General features: G+C 29.7%; 22 protein-coding genes. 10 read left to right on the forward strand and 12 right to left on the reverse strand.

The window, feature by feature from the left end:
* Window positions 1–40 precede the first annotated feature (40 nt).
* Both AC2TEO_RS09870 and AC2TEO_RS09875 read left to right on the forward strand, forming a co-directional pair.
* On the forward strand, window positions 41–1,414 hold the full coding sequence (locus tag AC2TEO_RS09870) for a DUF1800 domain-containing protein (RefSeq protein ID WP_442264659.1): 1,374 nt from the start codon (window positions 41–43) through the stop codon (window positions 1,412–1,414).
* A 12-nt stretch (window positions 1,415–1,426) separates the two neighbouring features.
* The gene (locus AC2TEO_RS09875; protein ID WP_442264660.1) at window positions 1,427–2,623 is read left to right on the forward strand and encodes a DUF1501 domain-containing protein; all 1,197 of its coding nucleotides are present in this window, start codon (window positions 1,427–1,429) and stop codon (window positions 2,621–2,623) included.
* Between the two features lie 16 nt (window positions 2,624–2,639).
* Here AC2TEO_RS09875 and AC2TEO_RS09880 read toward each other — a convergent pair whose 3' ends face one another.
* From AC2TEO_RS09880 to panC, 8 genes are all read right to left on the reverse strand, one after another.
* Window positions 2,640–3,260, reverse strand: a complete 621-nt coding sequence (locus AC2TEO_RS09880) for a hypothetical protein (protein ID WP_442264661.1) — start codon at window positions 3,258–3,260, stop codon at window positions 2,640–2,642.
* Between the two features lie 2 nt (window positions 3,261–3,262).
* A complete protein-coding gene (locus AC2TEO_RS09885; RefSeq protein ID WP_442264662.1) occupies window positions 3,263–4,399 on the reverse strand; it encodes a hypothetical protein in 1,137 nt (378 codons plus the stop codon).
* On the reverse strand, window positions 4,380–4,898 hold the full coding sequence (locus AC2TEO_RS09890) for a CHASE3 domain-containing protein (RefSeq protein ID WP_442264663.1): 519 nt from the start codon (window positions 4,896–4,898) through the stop codon (window positions 4,380–4,382). The genes AC2TEO_RS09885 and AC2TEO_RS09890 overlap by 20 nt, the downstream gene beginning before the upstream one ends.
* Complete coding sequence (locus tag AC2TEO_RS09895) at window positions 4,882–5,427, reverse strand: RNA polymerase sigma factor (RefSeq protein WP_442264664.1); 546 nt, start codon at window positions 5,425–5,427, stop codon at window positions 4,882–4,884. The genes AC2TEO_RS09890 and AC2TEO_RS09895 overlap by 17 nt, the downstream gene beginning before the upstream one ends.
* A 69-nt stretch (window positions 5,428–5,496) precedes the next feature.
* Entirely contained in the window at window positions 5,497–6,858 is a 1,362-nt protein-coding gene (gene radA, locus AC2TEO_RS09900; RefSeq protein ID WP_095068911.1) for a DNA repair protein RadA, read from the reverse strand.
* Between the two features lie 93 nt (window positions 6,859–6,951).
* Window positions 6,952–7,902, reverse strand: coding sequence for a lysylphosphatidylglycerol synthase transmembrane domain-containing protein (locus AC2TEO_RS09905; RefSeq protein WP_442264665.1), 951 nt, complete (start codon window positions 7,900–7,902; stop codon window positions 6,952–6,954).
* Window position 7,903: 1 nt separating this feature from the next.
* On the reverse strand, window positions 7,904–8,254 hold the full coding sequence (gene panD, locus AC2TEO_RS09910; RefSeq protein ID WP_299626280.1) for an aspartate 1-decarboxylase: 351 nt from the start codon (window positions 8,252–8,254) through the stop codon (window positions 7,904–7,906).
* A gap of 43 nt (window positions 8,255–8,297) precedes the next feature.
* Window positions 8,298–9,149 (reverse strand): pantoate--beta-alanine ligase, encoded by an 852-nt coding sequence (gene panC, locus AC2TEO_RS09915; protein ID WP_442264666.1) that lies wholly within the window; start codon window positions 9,147–9,149, stop codon window positions 8,298–8,300.
* Window positions 9,150–9,244: 95 nt separating this feature from the next.
* Here panC and AC2TEO_RS09920 point away from each other — a divergent pair, with 95 nt between their 5' ends.
* The 3 genes from AC2TEO_RS09920 to glmS are packed head-to-tail and all read left to right on the forward strand — an operon-like array spanning window position 9,245 to window position 13,575.
* On the forward strand, window positions 9,245–10,066 hold the full coding sequence (locus tag AC2TEO_RS09920; RefSeq protein WP_442267757.1) for a glycogen/starch synthase: 822 nt from the start codon (window positions 9,245–9,247) through the stop codon (window positions 10,064–10,066).
* A gap of 17 nt (window positions 10,067–10,083) precedes the next feature.
* Complete coding sequence (locus AC2TEO_RS09925; protein ID WP_442264667.1) at window positions 10,084–11,700, forward strand: DUF4270 family protein; 1,617 nt, start codon at window positions 10,084–10,086, stop codon at window positions 11,698–11,700.
* A gap of 18 nt (window positions 11,701–11,718) precedes the next feature.
* A complete protein-coding gene (gene glmS, locus AC2TEO_RS09930; protein ID WP_442264668.1) occupies window positions 11,719–13,575 on the forward strand; it encodes a glutamine--fructose-6-phosphate transaminase (isomerizing) in 1,857 nt (618 codons plus the stop codon).
* A 64-nt stretch (window positions 13,576–13,639) separates the two neighbouring features.
* Here glmS and AC2TEO_RS09935 read toward each other — a convergent pair whose 3' ends face one another.
* Together AC2TEO_RS09935 and prfA are read right to left on the reverse strand one after the other, a co-directional pair.
* Entirely contained in the window at window positions 13,640–14,590 is a 951-nt protein-coding gene (locus AC2TEO_RS09935) for an endonuclease/exonuclease/phosphatase family protein (RefSeq protein ID WP_442264669.1), read from the reverse strand.
* 48 nt (window positions 14,591–14,638) lie between these two features.
* Window positions 14,639–15,715 carry a peptide chain release factor 1 gene (prfA, locus tag AC2TEO_RS09940; protein WP_442264670.1) on the reverse strand — a complete coding sequence of 359 codons (1,077 nt, stop codon included), beginning with the start codon at window positions 15,713–15,715 and terminating at the stop codon, window positions 14,639–14,641.
* Between the two features lie 84 nt (window positions 15,716–15,799).
* Between prfA and AC2TEO_RS09945 the strand changes: the two genes are divergently transcribed.
* Window positions 15,800–16,225: a DUF6265 family protein gene (locus tag AC2TEO_RS09945; protein ID WP_442264671.1), complete on the forward strand. Its 426-nt coding sequence runs from the start codon at window positions 15,800–15,802 to the stop codon at window positions 16,223–16,225.
* Window positions 16,226–16,227: 2 nt separating this feature from the next.
* Here AC2TEO_RS09945 and AC2TEO_RS09950 read toward each other — a convergent pair whose 3' ends face one another.
* A complete protein-coding gene (locus AC2TEO_RS09950; protein WP_442264672.1) occupies window positions 16,228–16,923 on the reverse strand; it encodes a sulfite exporter TauE/SafE family protein in 696 nt (231 codons plus the stop codon).
* A 482-nt stretch (window positions 16,924–17,405) separates the two neighbouring features.
* Here AC2TEO_RS09950 and AC2TEO_RS09955 point away from each other — a divergent pair, with 482 nt between their 5' ends.
* From AC2TEO_RS09955 to AC2TEO_RS09970, 4 genes are all read left to right on the forward strand, one after another.
* Window positions 17,406–17,972, forward strand: coding sequence for a YceI family protein (locus AC2TEO_RS09955; protein WP_442264673.1), 567 nt, complete (start codon window positions 17,406–17,408; stop codon window positions 17,970–17,972).
* A gap of 2 nt (window positions 17,973–17,974) precedes the next feature.
* Window positions 17,975–19,054, forward strand: coding sequence for a hypothetical protein (locus AC2TEO_RS09960; protein ID WP_442264674.1), 1,080 nt, complete (start codon window positions 17,975–17,977; stop codon window positions 19,052–19,054).
* Between the two features lie 206 nt (window positions 19,055–19,260).
* Window positions 19,261–19,671, forward strand: a complete 411-nt coding sequence (locus tag AC2TEO_RS09965; RefSeq protein WP_442264675.1) for a hypothetical protein — start codon at window positions 19,261–19,263, stop codon at window positions 19,669–19,671.
* Between the two features lie 32 nt (window positions 19,672–19,703).
* A complete protein-coding gene (locus AC2TEO_RS09970) occupies window positions 19,704–20,324 on the forward strand; it encodes a hypothetical protein (RefSeq protein WP_442264676.1) in 621 nt (206 codons plus the stop codon).
* Between the two features lie 44 nt (window positions 20,325–20,368).
* On the opposite strand, the gene AC2TEO_RS09975 is transcribed toward AC2TEO_RS09970, so the two are convergent.
* Window positions 20,369–21,547 carry an AIR synthase related protein gene (locus AC2TEO_RS09975; RefSeq protein WP_442264677.1) on the reverse strand — a complete coding sequence of 393 codons (1,179 nt, stop codon included), beginning with the start codon at window positions 21,545–21,547 and terminating at the stop codon, window positions 20,369–20,371.
* Between the last annotated feature and the right edge of the window lie 64 nt (window positions 21,548–21,611).

The following is a 21,611-nucleotide window of genomic DNA, read 5'->3' on the forward strand; positions in this document are numbered from 1 at the left end:
TTTGTATTAAACCTTCTTTCTACAATAAAGTCTTAATAATATGAAAACAAATCATATACTTCACCTTTATCATAGAATTGGTTTTGGTATACAACCTGAAGAAATTAAAACACTTCAAACTAAAGAAAAAGTTGAAGTGATTCATGATATTTTTCAAGCTTCAAAAAAAACTACTCCTTTATATATCGACACTAGTTTCTTAGATAACCTTGAATTAAAAGATCTTAAAAACAAAAAACAGAGACAAAAATTAATGAAGGTGAGTCGAAAAAAAATACGTGAATTAAATAGTATTTGGATCGATCGTTTAAATAAACCTTCAGAAGTTTTAAGAGAAAAAATGACCTTGTTTTGGGCAAATCATTTCGTTTGTGAAGACAAAAATATTTTACACGTTTTACAGTACAACAACACACTAAGAAAATATGCACTAGGCGACTTTAGAGCTTTTGTAAAAGCTATTTCTAAAGAAGCGGCCATGTTAAAATATTTAAACAACAAACAAAATAAAAAAGACAGTCCGAATGAAAACTTTGCTAGAGAGTTATTAGAACTCTTCACATTAGGTCAAGGAAATTATACAGAAACTGATATTAAAGAAGCCGCTAGAGCTTTCACAGGATATAATCATGATTTTAAAGGCAACTTTAAATTAAGAAAACGAAAACATGATTATAACGAAAAAACCTTTTTAGGTGAAACAGGAAACTTTTTTGGCGACGACATTATCGATATTGTTTTAAGCAAAAAACAATGTGCACGTTTTATCTGCAAGAAAATCTACAGTTATTTTGTAAATGATAAACTAGATAATGATAGAATAGAAGAACTAACAACTATTTTCTTTACAGACTACAATATTGAAAACTTGATGAAATATATTCTTTCATCGGATTGGTTTTATGACGAAACAAATATTGGAACGAAAATTAAATCTCCAATAGAATTAATTGTAGGCACTCATCACATTGTTCCGTTTACATTTCAAAAAGAAAAACAGAAAATCCTTATTCAGAAATTATTAGGTCAGATTTTATTATTACCTCCAAATGTTTCTGGTTGGAAAGGCGGACAAAGTTGGATAGATAGCAATACTATTGTGACTCGACTTCGTTTGGCTTCAGTGCTATTAAATAATGCTGAAATCACATATTCTGACAAAGATGATTTTAAAGCTGTAATTACTGATTTCAAAAAAAGGAAACAAAAACATAAAACTTTTATAAAAACAACTACCGATTGGGAGAACTTTGAAAAAAAATACAGTAACATTTCTAATGAAGAACTTGTTGATGTATTAATTACAGCTCCAATAAGTAACGGAACCAAAGAATTATTGAAGCAATACTACAAGCTACCTAAAAAGGAGTTTTGTATTCAATTACTATCACTTCCAGAGTTTCAATTATGTTAAAATAGTAAGATCATGAAAAGAAGAAATTTTATTAAAAGAACATCGCTAGTTACAGGTGGAGCTTTTTTAGTACCTCAGTTTTTAAAAGCTTTTGAAACGACACTTTCTAAAGTGAATTCTTACAAAAAAGTAGTTATTATTCAATTGAAAGGCGGAAATGATGGATTAAACACTATTGTTCCGTTTAGAAATGATCTTTACTATCAAAACAGAGGAAACATTGCACTTCAGAAAAATCAATTATTACAATTGAATGGTGAAGTAGGTTTTCATCCGAGTTTAGCTCCTTTACAAAGTTTATTTGATGATGGACATATATCGATTATTAATAATGTAGGCTATCCAAATCCGAATCGATCACATTTTAGGTCAACAGATATTTGGCAAACGGCTAGTGATAGTAATGAATATTTACAGTCGGGTTGGGTTGGTCGTTTTTTAGATGTTACAAACTCAAAACCATATCGTGCTATAGAAGTAGATGAAAGTCTTTCTTTACTGTTGAAAGGAAATCATCAAAACGGACTGGCAATTACAAATCCGAAGTTATTTCATCGTTTGTTAAACCAGCCTTTTTTTGATAATGTTTTCAATAATTATACAAATGACAAACATTTAAGTGAGCACAATTTAGGCTATTTGTATAATACTATGATTGACGCTAAATCTTCGGCTTCATATATTTATGAAAAAACAAAAACACAATCGTCTTCTGTAGATTATCCTAAAAATGCATTCGGAAAGCAGTTAAAAACAATTTCTGAGTTTATTTCTTCTGGAATAGATACACAAATTTACTACGCTGGTTTAACTGGATTTGACACGCATGCGAATCAAAAAAATAGACAAGCGCGATTATTAAAAGTGTATGCTGAAAGTATTGATACTTTTGTAAAAGATTTAAAACGTAACAATACATTTGATGATACATTAATTCTTACGTTCTCTGAATTTGGTAGACGTGTAAAACAAAATGGCTCTAACGGAACCGATCATGGAACTGCAAATAATGTATTTGTGATTGGAAAAAACTTAAAGAAAAACGGGATGTACAATAATCTTCCTAATTTGGGTGATTTGGACGATAATGGAGATTTAAAATACACTGTAGACTTTAGAGAAGTGTATGCCACAATTTTAGATAAATGGTTAGCGATTGACAATGCTAAAGTTTTAAATAAAAACTTTTCTAACCTTGATTTTATTTAAAGTCAAGGTTAGAAATTTATTCGAATTTCATTTCAAAAATGAGATAATGTTTTATTCCAAACTTCTTCCCCCAGTTCTCAATATCTTTCCCGTTTGTTCCAACTTCACACCAAGATTTAGATCCGTCTGATCTTTCATAAGGCAGAATATAAGCTAGTAAATAAAACTTTTTATTATAGCTGATTTCCATTTTACTTTCATCAACCATGTTTCTTAAACTATATAAATCAGAATCTATAGCTTTATACTCTTTGGTTATTCCAAATCTTGGAAACTTAAAATTTAGTTTTAATTTCTTTTTAGAAGTTAACTTTGAAATCACTTTAAGTTTTAAAACAGAATCATTTACTTTTTGTAATCTTTTTACCCCTATTTTCTCACTGTTAAACACTACAGCATCATTAACAATTTTCCCATCCCAGATTTCTTTTACATACAATTTATAGCTTTTATTTGTAAGCTCTTTACCTACAAATTTTAGTTTTAAATAATTAATTCCTTCGAATCTTAAAATATCGTTTAATTCTTTATTTTCTGAACCATATTCAGAAATTAATTTTAAATCATTTTTTGATTTTTGGGCTTGAATTTGACACGTAAAACCCAACAATAATAATAACTTTAACAGCTTCTTCATATTTATTTATTTTTCACATTTAATGATGTTGGATAATGAAATTTCGTATGCACAATATCAAATTGAATATCTCCAGTAGATTCTTTTATATTTTTTATTCTTTTTTCCATCATTTTACTCTTTTTACCTGCTTTAGAAGGCTGACTTACAATTGTATCTGTATCAAAAAAATAAGTAGCATCGTGACCATAACAAAGCATTGTATACTCTAATTTTGGTTCAAAAAAATAAACTTCAGAATATTCTCCTTTAAAATTGAACTTTTTAAAACGATCTGCGAAATTGTACAAGTACACTCTACTATTAAAATCTTTAATATCATTATACTCTCCAACTTCTCCTATTTCAACTTTTGTATACTCAGCAATTAAATTCGAATTAGCAATTCCCCCAATTAAAATATTTGTTGTACTCCTTCCTATAATAATACTACTATCAACTTCTCCTAAAAACACACTTCCATTCCAACAGGTAATCTTAGATTTAGTTAATTTCGATATGTTTAAATATCCACCATCAGTAAACAAATTCAAGTTTTTCAACTCTAATTCACCAAAATTAAACCTGCATTCTTTTGCTGTTATATTTAAATTACCCAACAAATTTTCAGGAATATATATGGTAAAAAAACTTTTTAAATACTTTACTTTTTTTGATTTCGCTAGTTTCTCTCTTAATTTATAGTATTCTGAATACTGTTTAAAAAAACCATTGTGCCCTTTAATAATTTCAATTTTAGTTTTTCTTTTTGCATTAAACTTGACGTATTTTTTCATTGTTGAGTGCAAGAGTTTTGACAAATCTCCCCCAGTAATTCTTTCATCTGAAAACATTTGTCTTTTAGCAATTTCTTCCTTACTCTTAATTGAAAATGATAATTTATCATTGAAAATATTTTGTTCGAATTTTATTTGATTAATAAATGCTTCTTTCTCCTTTTCTGAAAAATTATCTAATTCTAATTTAAAATCTAAATGCACTTTTTCATCCTTAGATTTTCTGATATCTAAAGCTATATTCTCAAAATGTAAATCCAAACTTTTAAAATTCTCTACATTAATACTTTTATCGAAAACTATTTCCTTTTGAGCATACACAAAACTGCTCAGAAAAATCAAACTAAATAACAATCGTTTCATAGGTAACTTTTTTTTGTTTTAAACTTTTTATATGCTCTTGAATATCTTTTAATGTTTGTAATCTTTTTTGAAGATTTGATATTAAAGCTTCTAACACATTAATATCATTGGGGTTTTCATTCAACTTAGATGACAACACTTTATAATCTGCTGATAATTCCTTTAATTTCTCATCGTATTTCTCTATCAACTTTTCGTCATTTGTTAGCTCTAAGAAATTATTCCATTCTGTATTAATATTCTTTAAATATTCTGTTTCTATTTGCTGAACATGTAATAATAATTGCTGATTTTTCTCATCAATTTTATTCTTTGGAAGAAACAGATACACAGAAATTAAAACAACTAGCGAAGCCACGAAGCCAATGATTTTTTTGAAAGGAAATTTTCTCTTTTCGTTAGTTACTTTAAGTTTTTCTAAAAATTCAATTCTATGATTTTCAGGCAACTCTTTTTCGAGTTCATCTTCTTTAAAAAGTTCTCTAATATCTCGTTTCATTGAAATGCTTTTTTAATAATTCTCTTAACTGTAATTTACCTCTTCTCAATTGTGTTCGAGAAGTTTTCACTTCGATTCCTAAAATTTGAGAAATTTCAGAATGATCGTAACCTTCTAACAGATATAATTTCACTACCAATTGATATTTTTCACTCAATTGATCTATTGCTTGTAAAATTTCTTGTTTTGTAATTTGCGTATCAAACAACCAATCTTCATCATCAACAATTTCTAATTGAACCTGTTCAATAGAACTTGTTTCTATTTTTTTCTTTTTTAATTGATCAATACATTGATTGATAATTATTCGCTTTAACCAAGCTCCAAAAGTTTTGTCTTTTTTAAATGTTTGAATATTTAAAAACGCTTTTAGAAATCCTTCTTGCACAGCTTCTTTAGCTTCTTCATCTGACAAGTATCTGCATGCAACAGTAAACATGGCATTACAATACTTATCATAAATATGCATTTGGGCTTTTCTATTGCCTCTTTTACATTGATATATTAATATGTCGATTTGTTTAGACACGTATTCGATTAGGTTGATTTACCCTTAATAACGAAGAAAAAAATAAAGGGTTTCAACAAAGTAAAAAAATTATGCAAACAATGTAGCAAAAGCGTCTTCTATCTTACCCACTAAAATGAGTTTAATCGAATGATTTTTAGATGTAATCTTATTGTATTTTGAAGTTACAAATGTTTTATACCCTAGCTTTTCTGCTTCAACTATACGTTGATCGATTTTAGAAACAGGACGAATTTCTCCTGCTAAACCTACTTCTGCAGCGAAACATACATCTGGATTAATTGCAATATCTTGATTTGAAGAAAGAATTGCCGCCACAACAGCTAAATCTATTGCAGGATCGTCGATATAAATACCTCCAGTTACGTTTAAAAACACATCTTTTGCACCAAGTTTAAATCCAGCTCTTTTTTCTAAAACAGCCAGAATCATGTGTAAACGTTTTAAATTATAACCCGTAGTAGATCTTTGTGGAGTTCCATAAACTGCAGTACTTACTAAAGCTTGAATTTCTATCATTAACGGACGAACACCTTCTAAAGTTGAAGCAATTGCTGTTCCACTTAAATCAGTGTCTTTTTCTGAAATTAAAATCTCTGACGGATTTTTAACTTCACGTAAACCGTCTGATAACATTTCATAAATTCCTAATTCTGCTGTAGAACCAAATCTATTTTTTTGAGAACGTAAAATTCTATAGGTATGATTTCTGTCTCCTTCAAACTGAAGTACAACATCTACCATATGTTCTAAGATTTTTGGTCCCGCTATATTTCCGTCTTTATTAATGTGTCCGATTAATAGAACTGGTGTATTTGTTTCTTTTGCAAATTTGATCAACTCAGCTGAAGTTTCTTTAATTTGAGAAATACTTCCCGGTGAAGCTTCAATATTATTCGTGTATAATGTTTGGATAGAATCTATGACTAAAACATCAGGTTGAACTTCTTCAACATTTCTGAAGATTTGTTGTGTATTTGTTTCTGTTAAAATCAAGCAATTTGAATCTTCATTTTGCAAACGCTCAGCTCGCATTTTAATTTGCGATTGACTTTCTTCTCCAGAAACATACAATACCTTCTGCGGAATTTGTAAAGCAACTTGTAGTAGTAATGTTGATTTACCAATTCCTGGTTCACCTCCTAATAACGTGATAGAACCTTTTACTAATCCGCCACCTAAAACTACATCTAACTCATTGTTTCGAGTAATAATTCGCTCTTCTGTATTCAATTCAATTTCTTGAATTCTTCTAGGTTTAGAAACAACTTTTTGTGTATTTGAAGGAGTTTTCCAGTTTCTTTTTTCTTCCTTTTGGATTACTTCTTCTACAACTGTATTCCATTGTTTACAATTCGGACATTGTCCTACCCATTGCGCGTGTTGCGCTCCACAATTCTGACAGAAAAAAGTTGTTTTTGTTTTTGGCATGAAATCGATTATACTTGAACAATATCAAAACTAATACATTTATTATTCCTTAACAAGGACTCATGTAATTAGTAATAAACTTCTTATAAAAAACTATTTTGCTTTGTTATAAATAGGTAATAATAAAAAAGCTAGTCCGCCAAATACTACAATCATTAAAGTCTGTGCAGTCCACATTATCCAACCGAAAGCTTCACTAGGATCTTTTTCAACACCAAATAACATAAATGCACCAGCTACAGCTATAGGATATAATCCTATTCCTCCATTGGTAGCTGCAATGCTAAATCCACCTGCAATAAAACCGATTAAAACTGCTCCAAAAGGAACTTGTAAGCCCTCTATTGAAGGAATGGTTATCCAAAACATTGCAACATACATTACCCAGATAAATACAGTATGAAAAATAAATGCCCATTTATTTTTCATCTTGAAAATACTAGTAGCGCCTTCTATTAATCCGTTGACAAAGTTTTTGATTTTTAATCCAATTCCTGAGTTTGCTTTCTTTACATATCTAGTAAAAATTAAAAAACCAACAATTAGTCCGGCTAAAAGAATAATAATTTTAATTGGATTAAAGTTCTTCGTTAATAAATTGTAAATGAAATCAAATTGAACAAATAAAGTGATTGCAATAACTATGAGCATCATTAATAAATCTGCCATTCGTTCTGCAACGATAGTTCCAAATCCTTTTTCAAAAGGTATATCTTCGTAATTTGTCATGACTAAAGCACGAGAAACTTCACCAGCTCTTGGTACGGCTAAATTTACCAAATAAGCAATAATAACTGCCATGGTACTGTTTCCGAAATCTGGTTTATACCCCATTGGCTGTAACAAAAACTTCCAACGATAGGCTCTAGACAAATGACTTAAAACTCCAAAAAACAACCCTAATACAATCCAACCATAATTAGCTGATTTTATATAACCTATCATTTTTTCTTTATCCATTCCCGACAAAGAATACCATACTAAAATACCTCCCAAAATGAGAGGTAAAATTATTTTTAAAATTTTCTTTTGTGAAGTACTCAAACTACTCTAATAAATTTGTTTCCTCATTGGGAAATACTAATTGAGGTTTAAACTTTTTTGCTTCTTCTAACTCTAAGAATCCATAAACTATTAGAATTAGAATATCTCCTTTTTGAACTCTTCTAGCAGCTGCTCCATTTAATGTGATTTCACCACTTTTTCTTGGTCCTGGAATAGCGTAAGTTTCTAAACGCTCTCCGTTATTATTGTTTACGATTTGAACTCTTTCTCCTTCTATAATTCCAGCGGCATCCATTAAATCTTCATCTATAGTGATGCTCCCGATATAATTTAAATCTGCACCTGTTACTTTAACTCGGTGAATTTTAGATTTTACAACTTGTACTAACATGCGACAAAAATACTGTTTTTAAGGAATTTATTCTTTAATTATTTTAATTGTTTTTGAATCGGACATTGTCTATCAATCTAATTTCTCCAGCAAATACGGCAATAAATGCACGGTATCTTTTTGTAGCATCAAAATTTTCAGCAGTTTGTAAAGTTTTTTCTTCAGCTATAATAAAATACTCTAATTCTAGAAGTGGATGTTTTTTAAATTGATTCTCTACCCATTTCGTTATTTCCGTTACATTTTTTGTGCCAATTTTTTTTCTAGCTTTTTTTAACGTTTTATGAATAAAAGGTGCAGCCTCTCTGTGTTCAGGAGTTAACCTTGTATTTCTAGAACTCATTGCTAAACCATCTTTTTCTCTAAAAATTGGCATTCCTTTTATTTTGATCGGAAGATTTAACTTCTCCACCATTTTTTTAATGATTTGAAGTTGTTGAAAATCTTTCTTTCCAAAGTACGCAACATTTGGTTCTATGATTTCAAACAAAGCTTTAACGATAGTTCCTACACCATCAAAATGTCCATCTCTAAATTTCCCTTCCATTTGATGTTCTAATCCATCAAAATCAAAAGGCTCAGAATTCACATTATCCCCATAAATTTCACTAACAGCAGGCACAAATACAGCATCACAATTTACACTTTCTAATAGTTCAGCATCTTTCTCAAACGTTTTCGGGTAATTATCTAAATCTTCTTTTTTGTCAAATTGTGTAGGGTTTACAAAAATACTCACAATTGTAATATCATTTTTCTGTATCGCTCTCTTTACCAAAGATAAATGTCCTTTGTGGAGCGCTCCCATTGTAGGCACAAATCCGATTGAATTTCCTTCTTGTTTTTTTTGTGAAATATAGCTTTTTAAATCTGATTTAGACTTGAATATTTTCATGTGTAAAATTATTAGAACAAGAGCAAAATTAGCAATTTAACAGGATTTTAGCATAAAATTTCGTAGTTTTGCCGCTTTATAAAGAGTTCGATTTAATGAAGGATAAGAGAATTTTATACGTTTCTTCGGAAGTAATTCCGTATTTGCCAGAAACAGAATTATCATCTACGGCGTTTAATGTTGCTAAATATGCACATTCTAAGGGGGTTCAAACGCGAATTTTCATGCCTCGTTTTGGGGTAATCAATGAAAGAAGACACCAACTACACGAAGTAATTCGTTTATCAGGTATGAATCTTATTATCGATGATATGGACATGCCATTAATCATAAAAGTAGCTTCTATTCCTAAAGAAAGAATGCAAGTATACTTCATTGACAATGATGAATATTTCAAACGTAAAGCTATTTATACTGATGAAGATGATAAATTGTTCGATGATAATGACGAAAGAATGATTTTCTTTGCTAAAGGTGTTGTTGAAACTGTAAAAAAATTAAATTGGGCTCCAGATATTATCCATGTTCATGGATGGATGGCCTCTTTATTACCTCTTTATTTAAAAGAATTTTATAGAGAAGAACCTTTATTTAATGAAAGTAAAATTGTTACTTCTTTATACAGTAATGAATTCCCTGGAGAATTAAACAATAAACTTATTGATAAAGTAAAGTTTGATAAAATTGATAACGATACAGTATCTCATCTTCAAATTCCTAATCAAGAAAACATTTTAAGAAATGCTATTTTAAATTCAGACGCTATTATTAAAGGTAGCTCTGATTTTTCTGAAGATTTAGAGCAATTCATATCTGAAAGTGGCGTTACTGTTCTTGATCATCAACCTGAAGAGTATTTAACCGAGGCTTATTTAGATTTTTACAAAGAAAATGTATTAGAGCTTCAAGATTCTTAATTTATCAAATTTAAATAATGAAAAAGATTTCATATATATCTCTAGCTTTAATAAGCTTTTTATTAGTAATGTCTTGTGAAAAAGATTTTAGAGAAATCGGAGGAAGTGTTATTAGTAATAACGAATTCAGCACAGATAAAATTACTCTTGAAGTAGAAATTACACCAGTAGATATTAATTCTGTAAGAGCTGATAATATCTCAATAGGATCTTTAGGAGAGTATTGGCTTGGTGTTTATAACAATAGTGATTATAAATCTATTAATTCATCTTTCGTAAGTCAATTAAGTGTTTCTACACCTAACCCTAAAACAGTAGATGTTCAAAGTGCTGTTGATGTAGATGATGAATTCCCTTTAAGGAAAGTAGACTCTTTCTTTCAATTGGATAAAGTTGTTTTAAAGCTTCCATACACTGCAACAAACATCAGAACAAACTCTGATAATCTTCCTAAATTCAGATTAGATTCTGTCTTAGGTGATCCAACAAAAAAAATGCCTTTATCTGTAATCGTAAATGAGACATTTTTAAACACATTAAATCCAAGTAATCCTACAGAGACAAATAGTTTTCAATCAGATTACAACTATATAGGAACTGAAGTTTTAAATGAAGACTTAGGCTTTGAATTTACGCCTAATCCTAACGACACAATGTATGTTTTAACAAGGAATGTTAGTGATGTTATGGGTAATATTACTGGAACTTTTAATGACACAATAAAGTTAAATAACGGTAACCCTAGCAGTGCTCCTAACCCATTTTTAGTAGTTCCTTTAGATATAAACAAAATGAAAACAATGTTTTGGGATCGTTTTAGTGGCCCTGAATTTGAAAACTCTGTTGCTTTCAACAATTATTTCAAAGGCATTAAAGTTGAAACTAATGCTACAGAAGGAGCAATGGTTCCTTTCCAATTAACAGGAAACACAAACTCTGGTTCAGTTGAGTTTTATTACACTATAACTCGTTATGAGATTAAAGAAGGAGAAACAACCCTTAGTTTAAAAGATACTTTAACTAGGAACTATTCTTTCCCTTTAGATCGTGTAAGAAACAGTAAATACACAATGTCTCCAGTTCAAAACACGCCTCCAGCTAATAGTTTTAATATACAAGGTACAGCAGGAAGCATGGCTAGAATAAATATTCTAAATGGTAATGAACTTCAAAATTTAAAAGATCGAAACATTTTAGTTAATGACGCAACATTAACTTTTAACATAGACGCAACTCGAGATACTACTTCAGTTCCTTTACGCATGTTGTTATATAGAGAAACCTCAGAAGGTGATGAGCAAATTAAAGATGCAATAACTGAAGGACCTGTATTATTTGGAGGTACTTTACAAAAGGAAGATTCTAAACCTAGTCATTATTCGTTTGGAATAACTGATTATGTTTCTGATTTAATTTCTGGAGAGCTTCAAGAAAACTCACCTTTAGTATTACGAGTTTTCAATACACCTACTGATTTAGCTGTTGATCCTAACACAGGTATTCTTAGAAGTCTTAATATAGAAACTTACAACTGGAACCCTAGAGGAGTTACAATTTTAAATAACTCGACTAGTAACGGTGAGAAAAGAGCCAGATTAACGATTTCTTTTACTGAAGAAAAAGACAACAATTAATTAAAAAATTAAAAAATTATGTGTGGAATTACTGGTTACATAGGGGAACGAGATGCTTATCCTATAGTAATTAACGGACTTAAGAGACTTGAGTATAGAGGTTATGATAGTGCAGGAATAATGATGTACAATGGTTCGGAAATGAACCTATCTAAAACCAAAGGCAAGGTTTCTGACCTAGAAGTCATTACTAACAATGATGAATCTAGAAAAAAAGGTAAAATCGGTATTGGACACACAAGATGGGCAACTCATGGTGTTCCTAACGATATAAATTCACACCCTCATTTTTCTCAATCTGGAAACCTAGTAATTGTACACAACGGTATTATCGAAAATTATGATACCATAAAAAAAGAATTAACATCAAGAGGTTATGAATTTCAGAGTGATACAGATACTGAAGTTTTAGTTAACTTAATCGAGGAAGTAAAAAGAAAAGAAGGTTGTAAACTAGGTAAAGCTGTTCAATTAGCATTAACTAATGTTATTGGAGCATATGCCATTGCTGTTTTCGACAAAACCAAACCAAACGAATTAGTTGTAGCTCGTTTAGGTAGTCCAATAGCTATTGGTGTTGGAGAAAATAATGAAGAATTTTTTGTTGCTTCTGACGCCTCTCCTTTTATTGAATTTACTAAAGATGCTGTTTATCTAGAAGACGGAGAACTTGCAATTATAAAAAAAGGTAGAGGAATACGTGTTCGTAAAATCGACAATGACAAACCAGTTGATCCAAAGATTCAAGAATTGAAATTGAATTTAGATCAAATTGAAAAAGGAGGCTACGATCACTTCATGTTAAAAGAAATTTACGAACAGCCTAAAGCTATAACAGATACATTTAGAGGTAGAATGTTGGCGAATGAAGGCATCATAAAAATGGCTGGCGTAGATGATAATATTTCTAAATTCTTAAATGCGGATAGAATTATTATAATAGCATGTGGTACTTCTTGGCATGCAGGTTTAGTAGGTGAATATCTTCTTGAAGATATGGCAAGAATTCCAGTTGAAGTAGAATATGCTTCTGAATTCAGATATAGGAATCCGATTATCACTCCAAAAGATGTTGTTATTGCTATTTCTCAGTCTGGAGAAACAGCTGATACATTAGCAGCAATTAAACTTGCCAAATCTAAAGGAGCTTTCGTATTTGGAATTTGTAATGTTGTTGGTTCTTCAATAGCTAGAGAGACTCATGCTGGAGCTTATACTCATGCTGGGCCTGAAATAGGAGTTGCATCTACAAAAGCATTTACAACTCAGATTACACTTCTTTCTTTAATTTCATTAAAGTTAGCTCAAGCGAAAGGAACTTTATCAAAAACTGCTGTAAACACATATTTACAAACAATGCAGCAGATTCCAAATCAAGTTGAAAAACTATTAAAAATAGATAAAGAGGTTCAAGAAATAGCATACCATTATAAAGATGCTACTAACTGTTTATACTTAGGAAGAGGATTTAATTTTCCCGTTGCTTTAGAAGGTGCGTTAAAACTTAAAGAAATTTCTTACATCCACGCAGAAGGTTATCCGGCAGCTGAAATGAAACATGGACCTATTGCTTTAATAGATGAAAACATGCCTGTTTTTGTAATTGCAACAAGAAAAGGTCACTACGAAAAAGTAGTTAGCAATATTCAGGAAATTAAATCGAGAAGCGGAAAAATTATAGCTATTGTTACCGAAGGAGATGAAACAGTTAAAGAAATAGCCGATCATGTAATTGAAATTCCAGAAACTGAGGAAGCTTTCACTCCATTATTAACGACAATTCCTTTTCAATTATTATCATATCATATTGCGGTAATGTTAGGAAAAAATGTCGATCAACCTAGAAACTTAGCAAAATCTGTTACAGTGGAGTAATAGAATAAAGAAATAAAACAAAAACCAGCTTTATCAGCTGGTTTTTTTATTCCTATTTTTTAGGTTACTTTTTTAAAAAACTTACATAAATTGGAAAATGATCTGAAAACCCTCCTTTATACCAAGGTCCTATATAAGTTCTAAAAGGACTTCCTTTATGTTTACCTTTATGAGTTTTTAACCATCTTTTATTAAATATTTTAGCTGCTATAAACTTGTGCTCTACTTCATCTTCTAACAAGTTATTAGAAACGATAATTTGATCGAATAAAAACCATTCTTTTTTATACGTCAGAGAACCTAATCCTTTAATGTGAAGATTAAACATTGGATTATAAAAATCTTCAGAAACTAAATAATCTTTAATACTTTCTGAAGATGGATTATCATTAAAATCACCCATAATAATAATTTTGGCTTGTTGATCTTCTTCTCTAATTTCACTTATAAGGTTTTGAACAACTTTTGCTGCTTTTATTCTTTTATGTCTAGTAATTTCTTCTCCTTCTCTTCTCGATGGCCAATGATTTACGATTATATGAATTAACTCACCATTCAAGAAACCAGAAACTAATAATACATCTCTTGTATGATCTCTCTCTCCATTCTCATCAATAAAATCAAATTGAATTTTCCTGCTATTTACAGGATCAAAAAATTGATCTCTGTAAAGCAAAGCTGTATCTATTCCACGTTCATCTTTTGATTCATAATGAACATATCTGTAGCCATATTCTAACAATTTTTTTTGATGGATTAAATCATTTAATACTTTAGTGTTTTCCACCTCAACTAAACCAACTATCGCTGGAGCTTCATTAGAAGAGTCTTTTCCAATTTGGGAAATTACATAGCTAATTTTTTGAAGTTTTTTAAAATATCGCTTGTTTGTCCATTTTCTTATTCCTGATGGCGTAAATTTATCATCATTAGTTAATGGATCATCTATTGTATCAAATAGATTTTCAACATTATAAAAAGCAATGTTAATGATTTTATCTCTACTGTAGTTCATTAGTATTGTTTGGTAAACGAAAAACGCAACCTTTTGGTTGCGCTTTTATTAAATTGTTTCTCCTAATTCTTTTAATTTAGAAGTATTTTCAGCAAGCATAAGCTCATCTATAATTTTTTGAATATCTCCATTTACAATATTTTGTAAATCGTAAAGTGTTAATCCGATTCTATGATCTGTAACACGACCTTGTGGATAATTATACGTTCTAATTTTAGCAGAACGATCACCAGAAGTTACCATAGAACCTCTTTTAGCTGCATCCTCAGCTTGTTTCTTTGCCAACTCTAAGTCATATAAACGAGAACGTAATACTTTAAATGCTTTTTCTTTGTTTTTATGCTGAGATTTCTGATCCTGACATTGTGCAACTAACCCTGTTGGAATATGCGTTAAACGAACTGCAGAATAAGTTGTATTCACAGATTGACCACCTGGACCAGAAGAACAGAAGAAATCAATACGAACATCTTTTGGATTAATTTCTACATCAAACTCTTCGGCTTCAGGGAAAACCATACAAGTTGCAGCAGAAGTATGAACTCTACCTTGAGTTTCTGTTTGAGGTACACGTTGAACTCGATGTACACCTGCTTCAAACTTTAAGGTACCATAAACATCTTCTCCAGAAACTTCAAATTGAATTTCTTTAAATCCACCATTTGTTCCTTCGCTGTAATCCACTATGGAAACATTCCATCCTTTACCTTCACAATACTTAGAATACATTCTAAATAAATCTCCAGCAAAAATACTAGCTTCGTCACCTCCAGTTCCAGCACGTAATTCAACTACAGCATTTTTACTATCTTCAGGATCTTTAGGAATTAATAAAAACTTAATTTCCTCTTCTAAAGTTGGAATTCTTCCTTTAGCTTCATCCATCTCCATTTTAGCCATTTCAACCATTTCTGCATCACTTCCATCTGCAATGATTTCTTTAGCTTCATCTATATTGTTTAAAAGCGTTTGATATTCGTCTGCTTTTTTTACAACTTTACCTAAATCTTTATATTCCTTATTTAGCTGAACGTAACGCTTTTGATCAGAAATAATATCCGGTTGAATGATTAAATCTGATACCTCATCGAAACGTTGTTTAACAATCTGTAATTTATCTAGCATTATTCTTTTCGTTGGTGTGCGAATTTACGACTTTTCTTTAAATTTGTTATACTGGAAATCAGCCTATGACCAAAAATATTTGATATGAAACAGTTCTTTTTTATTTTATCTCTTGTATTAATCATCTCTTGTAAGCAAGAAGTTACTAATCCAGACTTTCTGATAGGAAAGTGGAAACGCATTAATAACGAAGGCTCTAAAGAAACTTTTGAAATATGGAATCAAAATTTTAATGGAATTGGATATTCTCTTCAAGAAAAAGATACTGTTTTTAAAGAAATTTTATCAATCGTTGAATTTAAGGGAAATAAATACTTACAAGTAACAGGTGTAAATCAAAATCCAACATTATTTGAAATGACTGAACTAACTAAAAACTCATTTACTTGTACAAATCCAAGTAATGAATTTCCTAAAGTAATTTCCTATTGGTTAGAAGGCAAACAATTAAAAGCTAAAGTTGCTAATGATGATTTTGCTATTGATTTTGTTTTTGATAAAATAAAATAGTTTTAACTCTTTATCAATAAAACAATACCTGAAATAAAAAGCAAACTTAAAACCATATTCTTCATAGCCTTTTCATTAAGTTTAGAATAAAGTTTCTTACCTAAGAATGTTGCTAATAAAAAGACAGGAATAGCAAGTAGCGAATCATAAACATGATTCACAGTAAGTATATCTTGTACAAATAGAATAGGAACTCTGGTAATTGTAATTAAAGCTAAAACACCGATCATTGTAGCTCTAAAAACTTTCATATCTACAACAGCATTTTTTACAACCATAACATACAAGGGTCCTCCTGTAGAAAACAACCCAGAGAAAAAACCACCAAACAAACCAAACACAAAACCAAGTTTAGGGTTTTTAACTCCTTCTTTTTTTATCTGAAATGTAGTATAAATAACATACAATAAAATAAAAACACCGAGCATTTTTTTAAGAATAAAAGGCTTTCCGAATTGTAAAACCCAAATACCTATAGCTACGCCTATAATTGTAGCTAAAAGTAATTTAAGAATTACTGATTTATCTATATTCTCCCATTCTTTAGAAACTAAAATAATACTAGAATACAAATAGAATAAAGCTAAATAAGCAATTGCATCTTGCAAACTCATACCTATTAATAAAATTGGCAAAGCGACTAATGCTCCCGCAAACCCTACTACTGTTTGAATAAAAAAACCCAGAAAGATTGCCAATATTAATATTAAAAACACACTTAAAACCACAGTAAAAAAACTAATAAAATTTTGAATCAAAATTAAAAACCTATTTTTTTAGTAGGAAATTAATTCTATTGTGTTTTATTAATTTTAAAGTTGAATTCATCTTTTTAAACAAAAAAAACAAACGATTCAATGGTTATTAAAAATGACTTTTCAATATTTAAAGAATTTAGAAAACAACCAAATAATAAAAAACGTATTACTGAAATAGATTTTTACAAAATTAAGCACGAAATAGAAACATTTTATTATATATAAGATTGCATAGCAGAAGATTGAAAATTTTGATGAATAACTCTCTTCAATTTTCAGAAATGAATAAAAAACAACACTTAAAGTAATAATAGTTTATAATTAAGGGTTTATTGACAACTTTTTACATTTCTTTTACAATCGTTTGACAGTTTTAACGGGATACCGAAATAGTTTTACTCAGAATTTTAAAAATTAAATCAATGAGAAAAATTATTATTCTATTTGTTTGTGTTTTATTTAGTACAATAACTAAAAGTATAGCTCAAGAAAAATTAACTATAAACACAGAACAAAGTACAATTAAGTGGACTGGAGAACTTACATTTCATTTTGGAAAACACGATGGTTTTATAAAATTTAAAGAAGGCTTTTTTATAAAAAAAGGAGATAAAATTACTGGAGGTGAATTTATTATTGATATGAATTCAATGACTAATAATGATATTAAAGAACAAGAAGGAAAAGATAATTTGATTGATCATTTAAAAGATCCTGATTTTTTTGATGTGAAGAAATTCCCATTAACAAGTTTAGTAATTACTAAAGTTGAGTATTCAGAAAAAAGCAAGGCTAGAATTGAAGCAAAATTAACACTTAAAGGAATTACAAAACCAATTAATTTCAGAGCAAATTTTGATTTTGATAAAAAAGAAATGAATACACGTTTTAAGATAGATCGAAGAAAATGGAATGTAAATTACACCAGCAAAGTAAAAGATTATGCTATTTCTGATGCTTTAGCATTTGAAGTTAGCATAAAATTATAATTATGAGAAAGACAATATTAACTTTATTATTCTTACTTCAAATTTCACTTCTTTTTCCTCAAAAGAAAGAGCAATTAAAAATTTTTGAAAACAAGAAAAATTGGAAAACAGAAATTATTGAATTCCCTATTAATTGGGCTCCAAAAGTAAAACTTACTGGATTTGAAGAACTCATTTTTACACCAAATTGGTCGGATCCAAAAAATGATGAATTTTGGTCTTTAATAATGGGGTGGAAAATTGATTCTGAAAAAACAATTTCTTTAAAGGAAATAGAAAATAACTTTAAAAATTATTTTGATGGAGTAATGAAACCAAATCATTGGTCTAAAAATTTTCCTCAGCCTAAAGTTATCTTTCAAAATAAAGGCAATGGTTTTTTTGGAACAATGACTTTTTTTGATGGTTTTCATACCGGTAAAATGACTACAGTAAATATTCAAGGAAAACAGTTCTTCGACAAATTATTTAAAGAATCTATTATTACTTTTTACATATCTCCAAAAGATTATAATAATCCTATATGGAATAGTTTAAAAGAAATTGAAACTAAACAGAATTATACATCCATTTTTAAACTTGATACTTCATGGGGAAAAGAAGTTTTTCCTTTTCCTATTCCTTTTGCAAAAAATATAAACTATGAAGGAATAGCAGAAGTTAGGTTTCCTCCTGAAGGATGGAGAAATCCAAAACACTCGAATTTTTGGTCTTATGTTTATGCTTGGAGTATTAACTTAGACAGAAAAATTACCGAAAAAGAATTAGCTATAAATTTACAGAAATACTTTGATGGATTAAATCACATAGAAAACAATAAACATTTAAAAAAATATAAAGCTTCAGCTAAAATTCAAAAAAACAAAATAATTGGTGAAACTACTATATACATAGGAGAAATTAATACTTATGATAGATTTGCAACCAACACTACATTAAAGTTAAATGTAATTGTAGAAAGTAATTACTGTAAAAAGAATAAAAAGAATTTTCTTCTTTTCAAATTTTCACCAAAAGACTATAACCACAAAACATGGATTATACTAAAAAGTATAAATCTAGTCAAAGGTTTGTGTAATTAGATTTCCTAAACACTTCATCAGTCATAACTTGATAACAAAAAACTCACTATAAAAGTGAGTTTTTTTTTATTTACACAGGCCACCACAAAACACATAATTACCTATTTATGAGTATATAAAAACTCCATTTTCTAAATAATTTTATTCCAAACTAAATTCTATTTGATCAAACTAAGAAAGTAAAAAAATAAATTAAACTTTAAAAAATGGAAGTAGAAATAACCACACAGAACTACAATGAAAAGGTTGAAGCTATTAATAATACTTTTGAATTCTTTTATCCTGGACAGCAAAAACCAGAAATTAATCGCCATTCTTTACGAGTTGCAACTCTTTTAATGTATCAAGGATTTGAAAAATCTAAAAAATATGCAGTAGCTGTAGCATTAATCAAACATATTCCAAAATTACAACGTAGTAACCCAATAAGCTGGTTAGCAAAATTACCTTGGTCTATTATTAAAGAAGAGCATAGAGCACACAATAAAATCTACAACTTAGTAAGAGATGTTATAGCTAGAGATCCTGAATATTATCAACTTTACTTAAACCTTATTAATAAAGATTATTCTGATACTGAAAAAATACTTTCTAAATATAAAGATTTAATAGGGTAAGTAATTCTATTAAATATAAAAAAACGAATAAAATGACTTTTGAAAAAATCAATAAAACTATAATAGATCAAAAAGATAATTTACGTGTTTCAGCGGTACTGAAAGAAAATGTTGAAACTGCAGACATGATAAAAGAAATTGGTAATATTTACAAAATTATAAGACCTATTTTAATAGCAATTCAAGCTATGCCAATTATTCCAAAAGAATGGATTTCAGGTTTAAAAACCTTTACAGGTCTGTTAGATGGTATAACAGGTATTATTAATCAAAACAACATAAACAACTTTGAATCCAGTAAAGTTCATCGTGAAAAAATAAGAGGTAAAGATCAAGGATGGAGAAGCACAGGTATTGAAATGAAAGAAGGAGAAACTGCTTACATTACTGCTACTGGTATTATCTCTTTTGGCCCTTTTGGAAGTTGGCCTTTTAGTCCTGAAGGAGAAGATAATTCTGTTGCTGATGGAAGTGCCCCTGCACCAGGAAAAGTTAAAAATAGTCTGGTGGCACAAGCAGGAAGTTTACCTCAATATATCGGGTCATCTGGTCAAATTACGGCAGCTACTGACACTGTTTTACAGTTAGCGAATAACGATCCTTGGTCTGGTGATAATGACGGTTTTTGGAATGTATCTATAAGAATTAAGTAAAAAAATAAATCCAGAGATAGTAACTATCTCTGGATAAAAATATTTTAATACTCAAAAGTTCCAAATTCACTTTTAATAGTAAGCTTCTTATTTTCTGAAGCTTCTACTCTACCAATAATTTGAGCATCTACATTGAAAGATTTCGAAATTTCGATAATTTCTTCGGCAACTTCAGGTTTAACGTAAAGCTCCATTCTATGTCCGCAGTTAAATACTTGATACATTTCTTTCCAATCTGTTTTTGATTGTTCTTGTATCAATTTAAATAATGGTGGAATTTCGAACATATTATCTTTTACAATATGAAGATGATCTACAAAGTGTAAAATTTTTGTTTGCGCTCCACCAGAACAATGAATCATTCCGTGAATTGAGTCTGATTTATATTTTGATAAAATTTCTTTTATAATTGGCGCATATGTTCTTGTTGGAGAAAGCACTAATTTACCAGCATCAATTGGTGAATTTTCAACTTCATCGGTAAGCTTAACATTTCCAGAATACACTAAATCAGAAGGCACAGCAGCATCAAAACTCTCTGGATATTTTTCAGCTAAATAATTATTGAAAACATCATGACGAGCAGAAGTTAATCCGTTACTCCCCATTCCTCCATTGTACTCCTTTTCATAAGACGCTTTTCCGAAAGAAGACAAACCAACAATTACATCTCCAGCTTGGATATTTGCATTATCAATTACATCTTCACGCTTCATACGAGCAGTTACAGTAGAATCTACGATAATTGTTCGTACTAAATCTCCAACATCAGCAGTTTCACCACCTGTTGAATGAATCGTTACTCCAAATTCTTTTAACTCAGCAATTAATTCTTCTGTTCCGTTTATAATTGCCGATAAAACTTCACCTGGAATTAAATTTTTATTTCTACCAATAGTAGAAGACAACATAATATTATCTGTAGCTCCAACACATAATAAATCATCGATATTCATGATTAAAGCATCTTGAGCAATACCTTTCCATACAGAAACATCTCCAGTTTCTTTCCAATACATATATGCTAATGACGACTTTGTTCCAGCACCATCTGCATGCATAATTAAACAATACTCATCATCGTTTGTTAAATAATCTGGTACGATTTTACAGAATGCTTTTGGAAATAAACCTTTATCAATATTCTTAATCGCATTATGCACATCTTCTTTAGATGCAGAAACACCTCTTTGTGCATATCTTTTAGAAACTTCTTGACTCATTATTTTGTGTTGTTGTTGGATGCAAAGTTAAATTATTGCAGCGAAATGCAAACTTAAATCAGAT

The organism is Tenacibaculum aquaeponti (genome assembly GCF_057221555.1).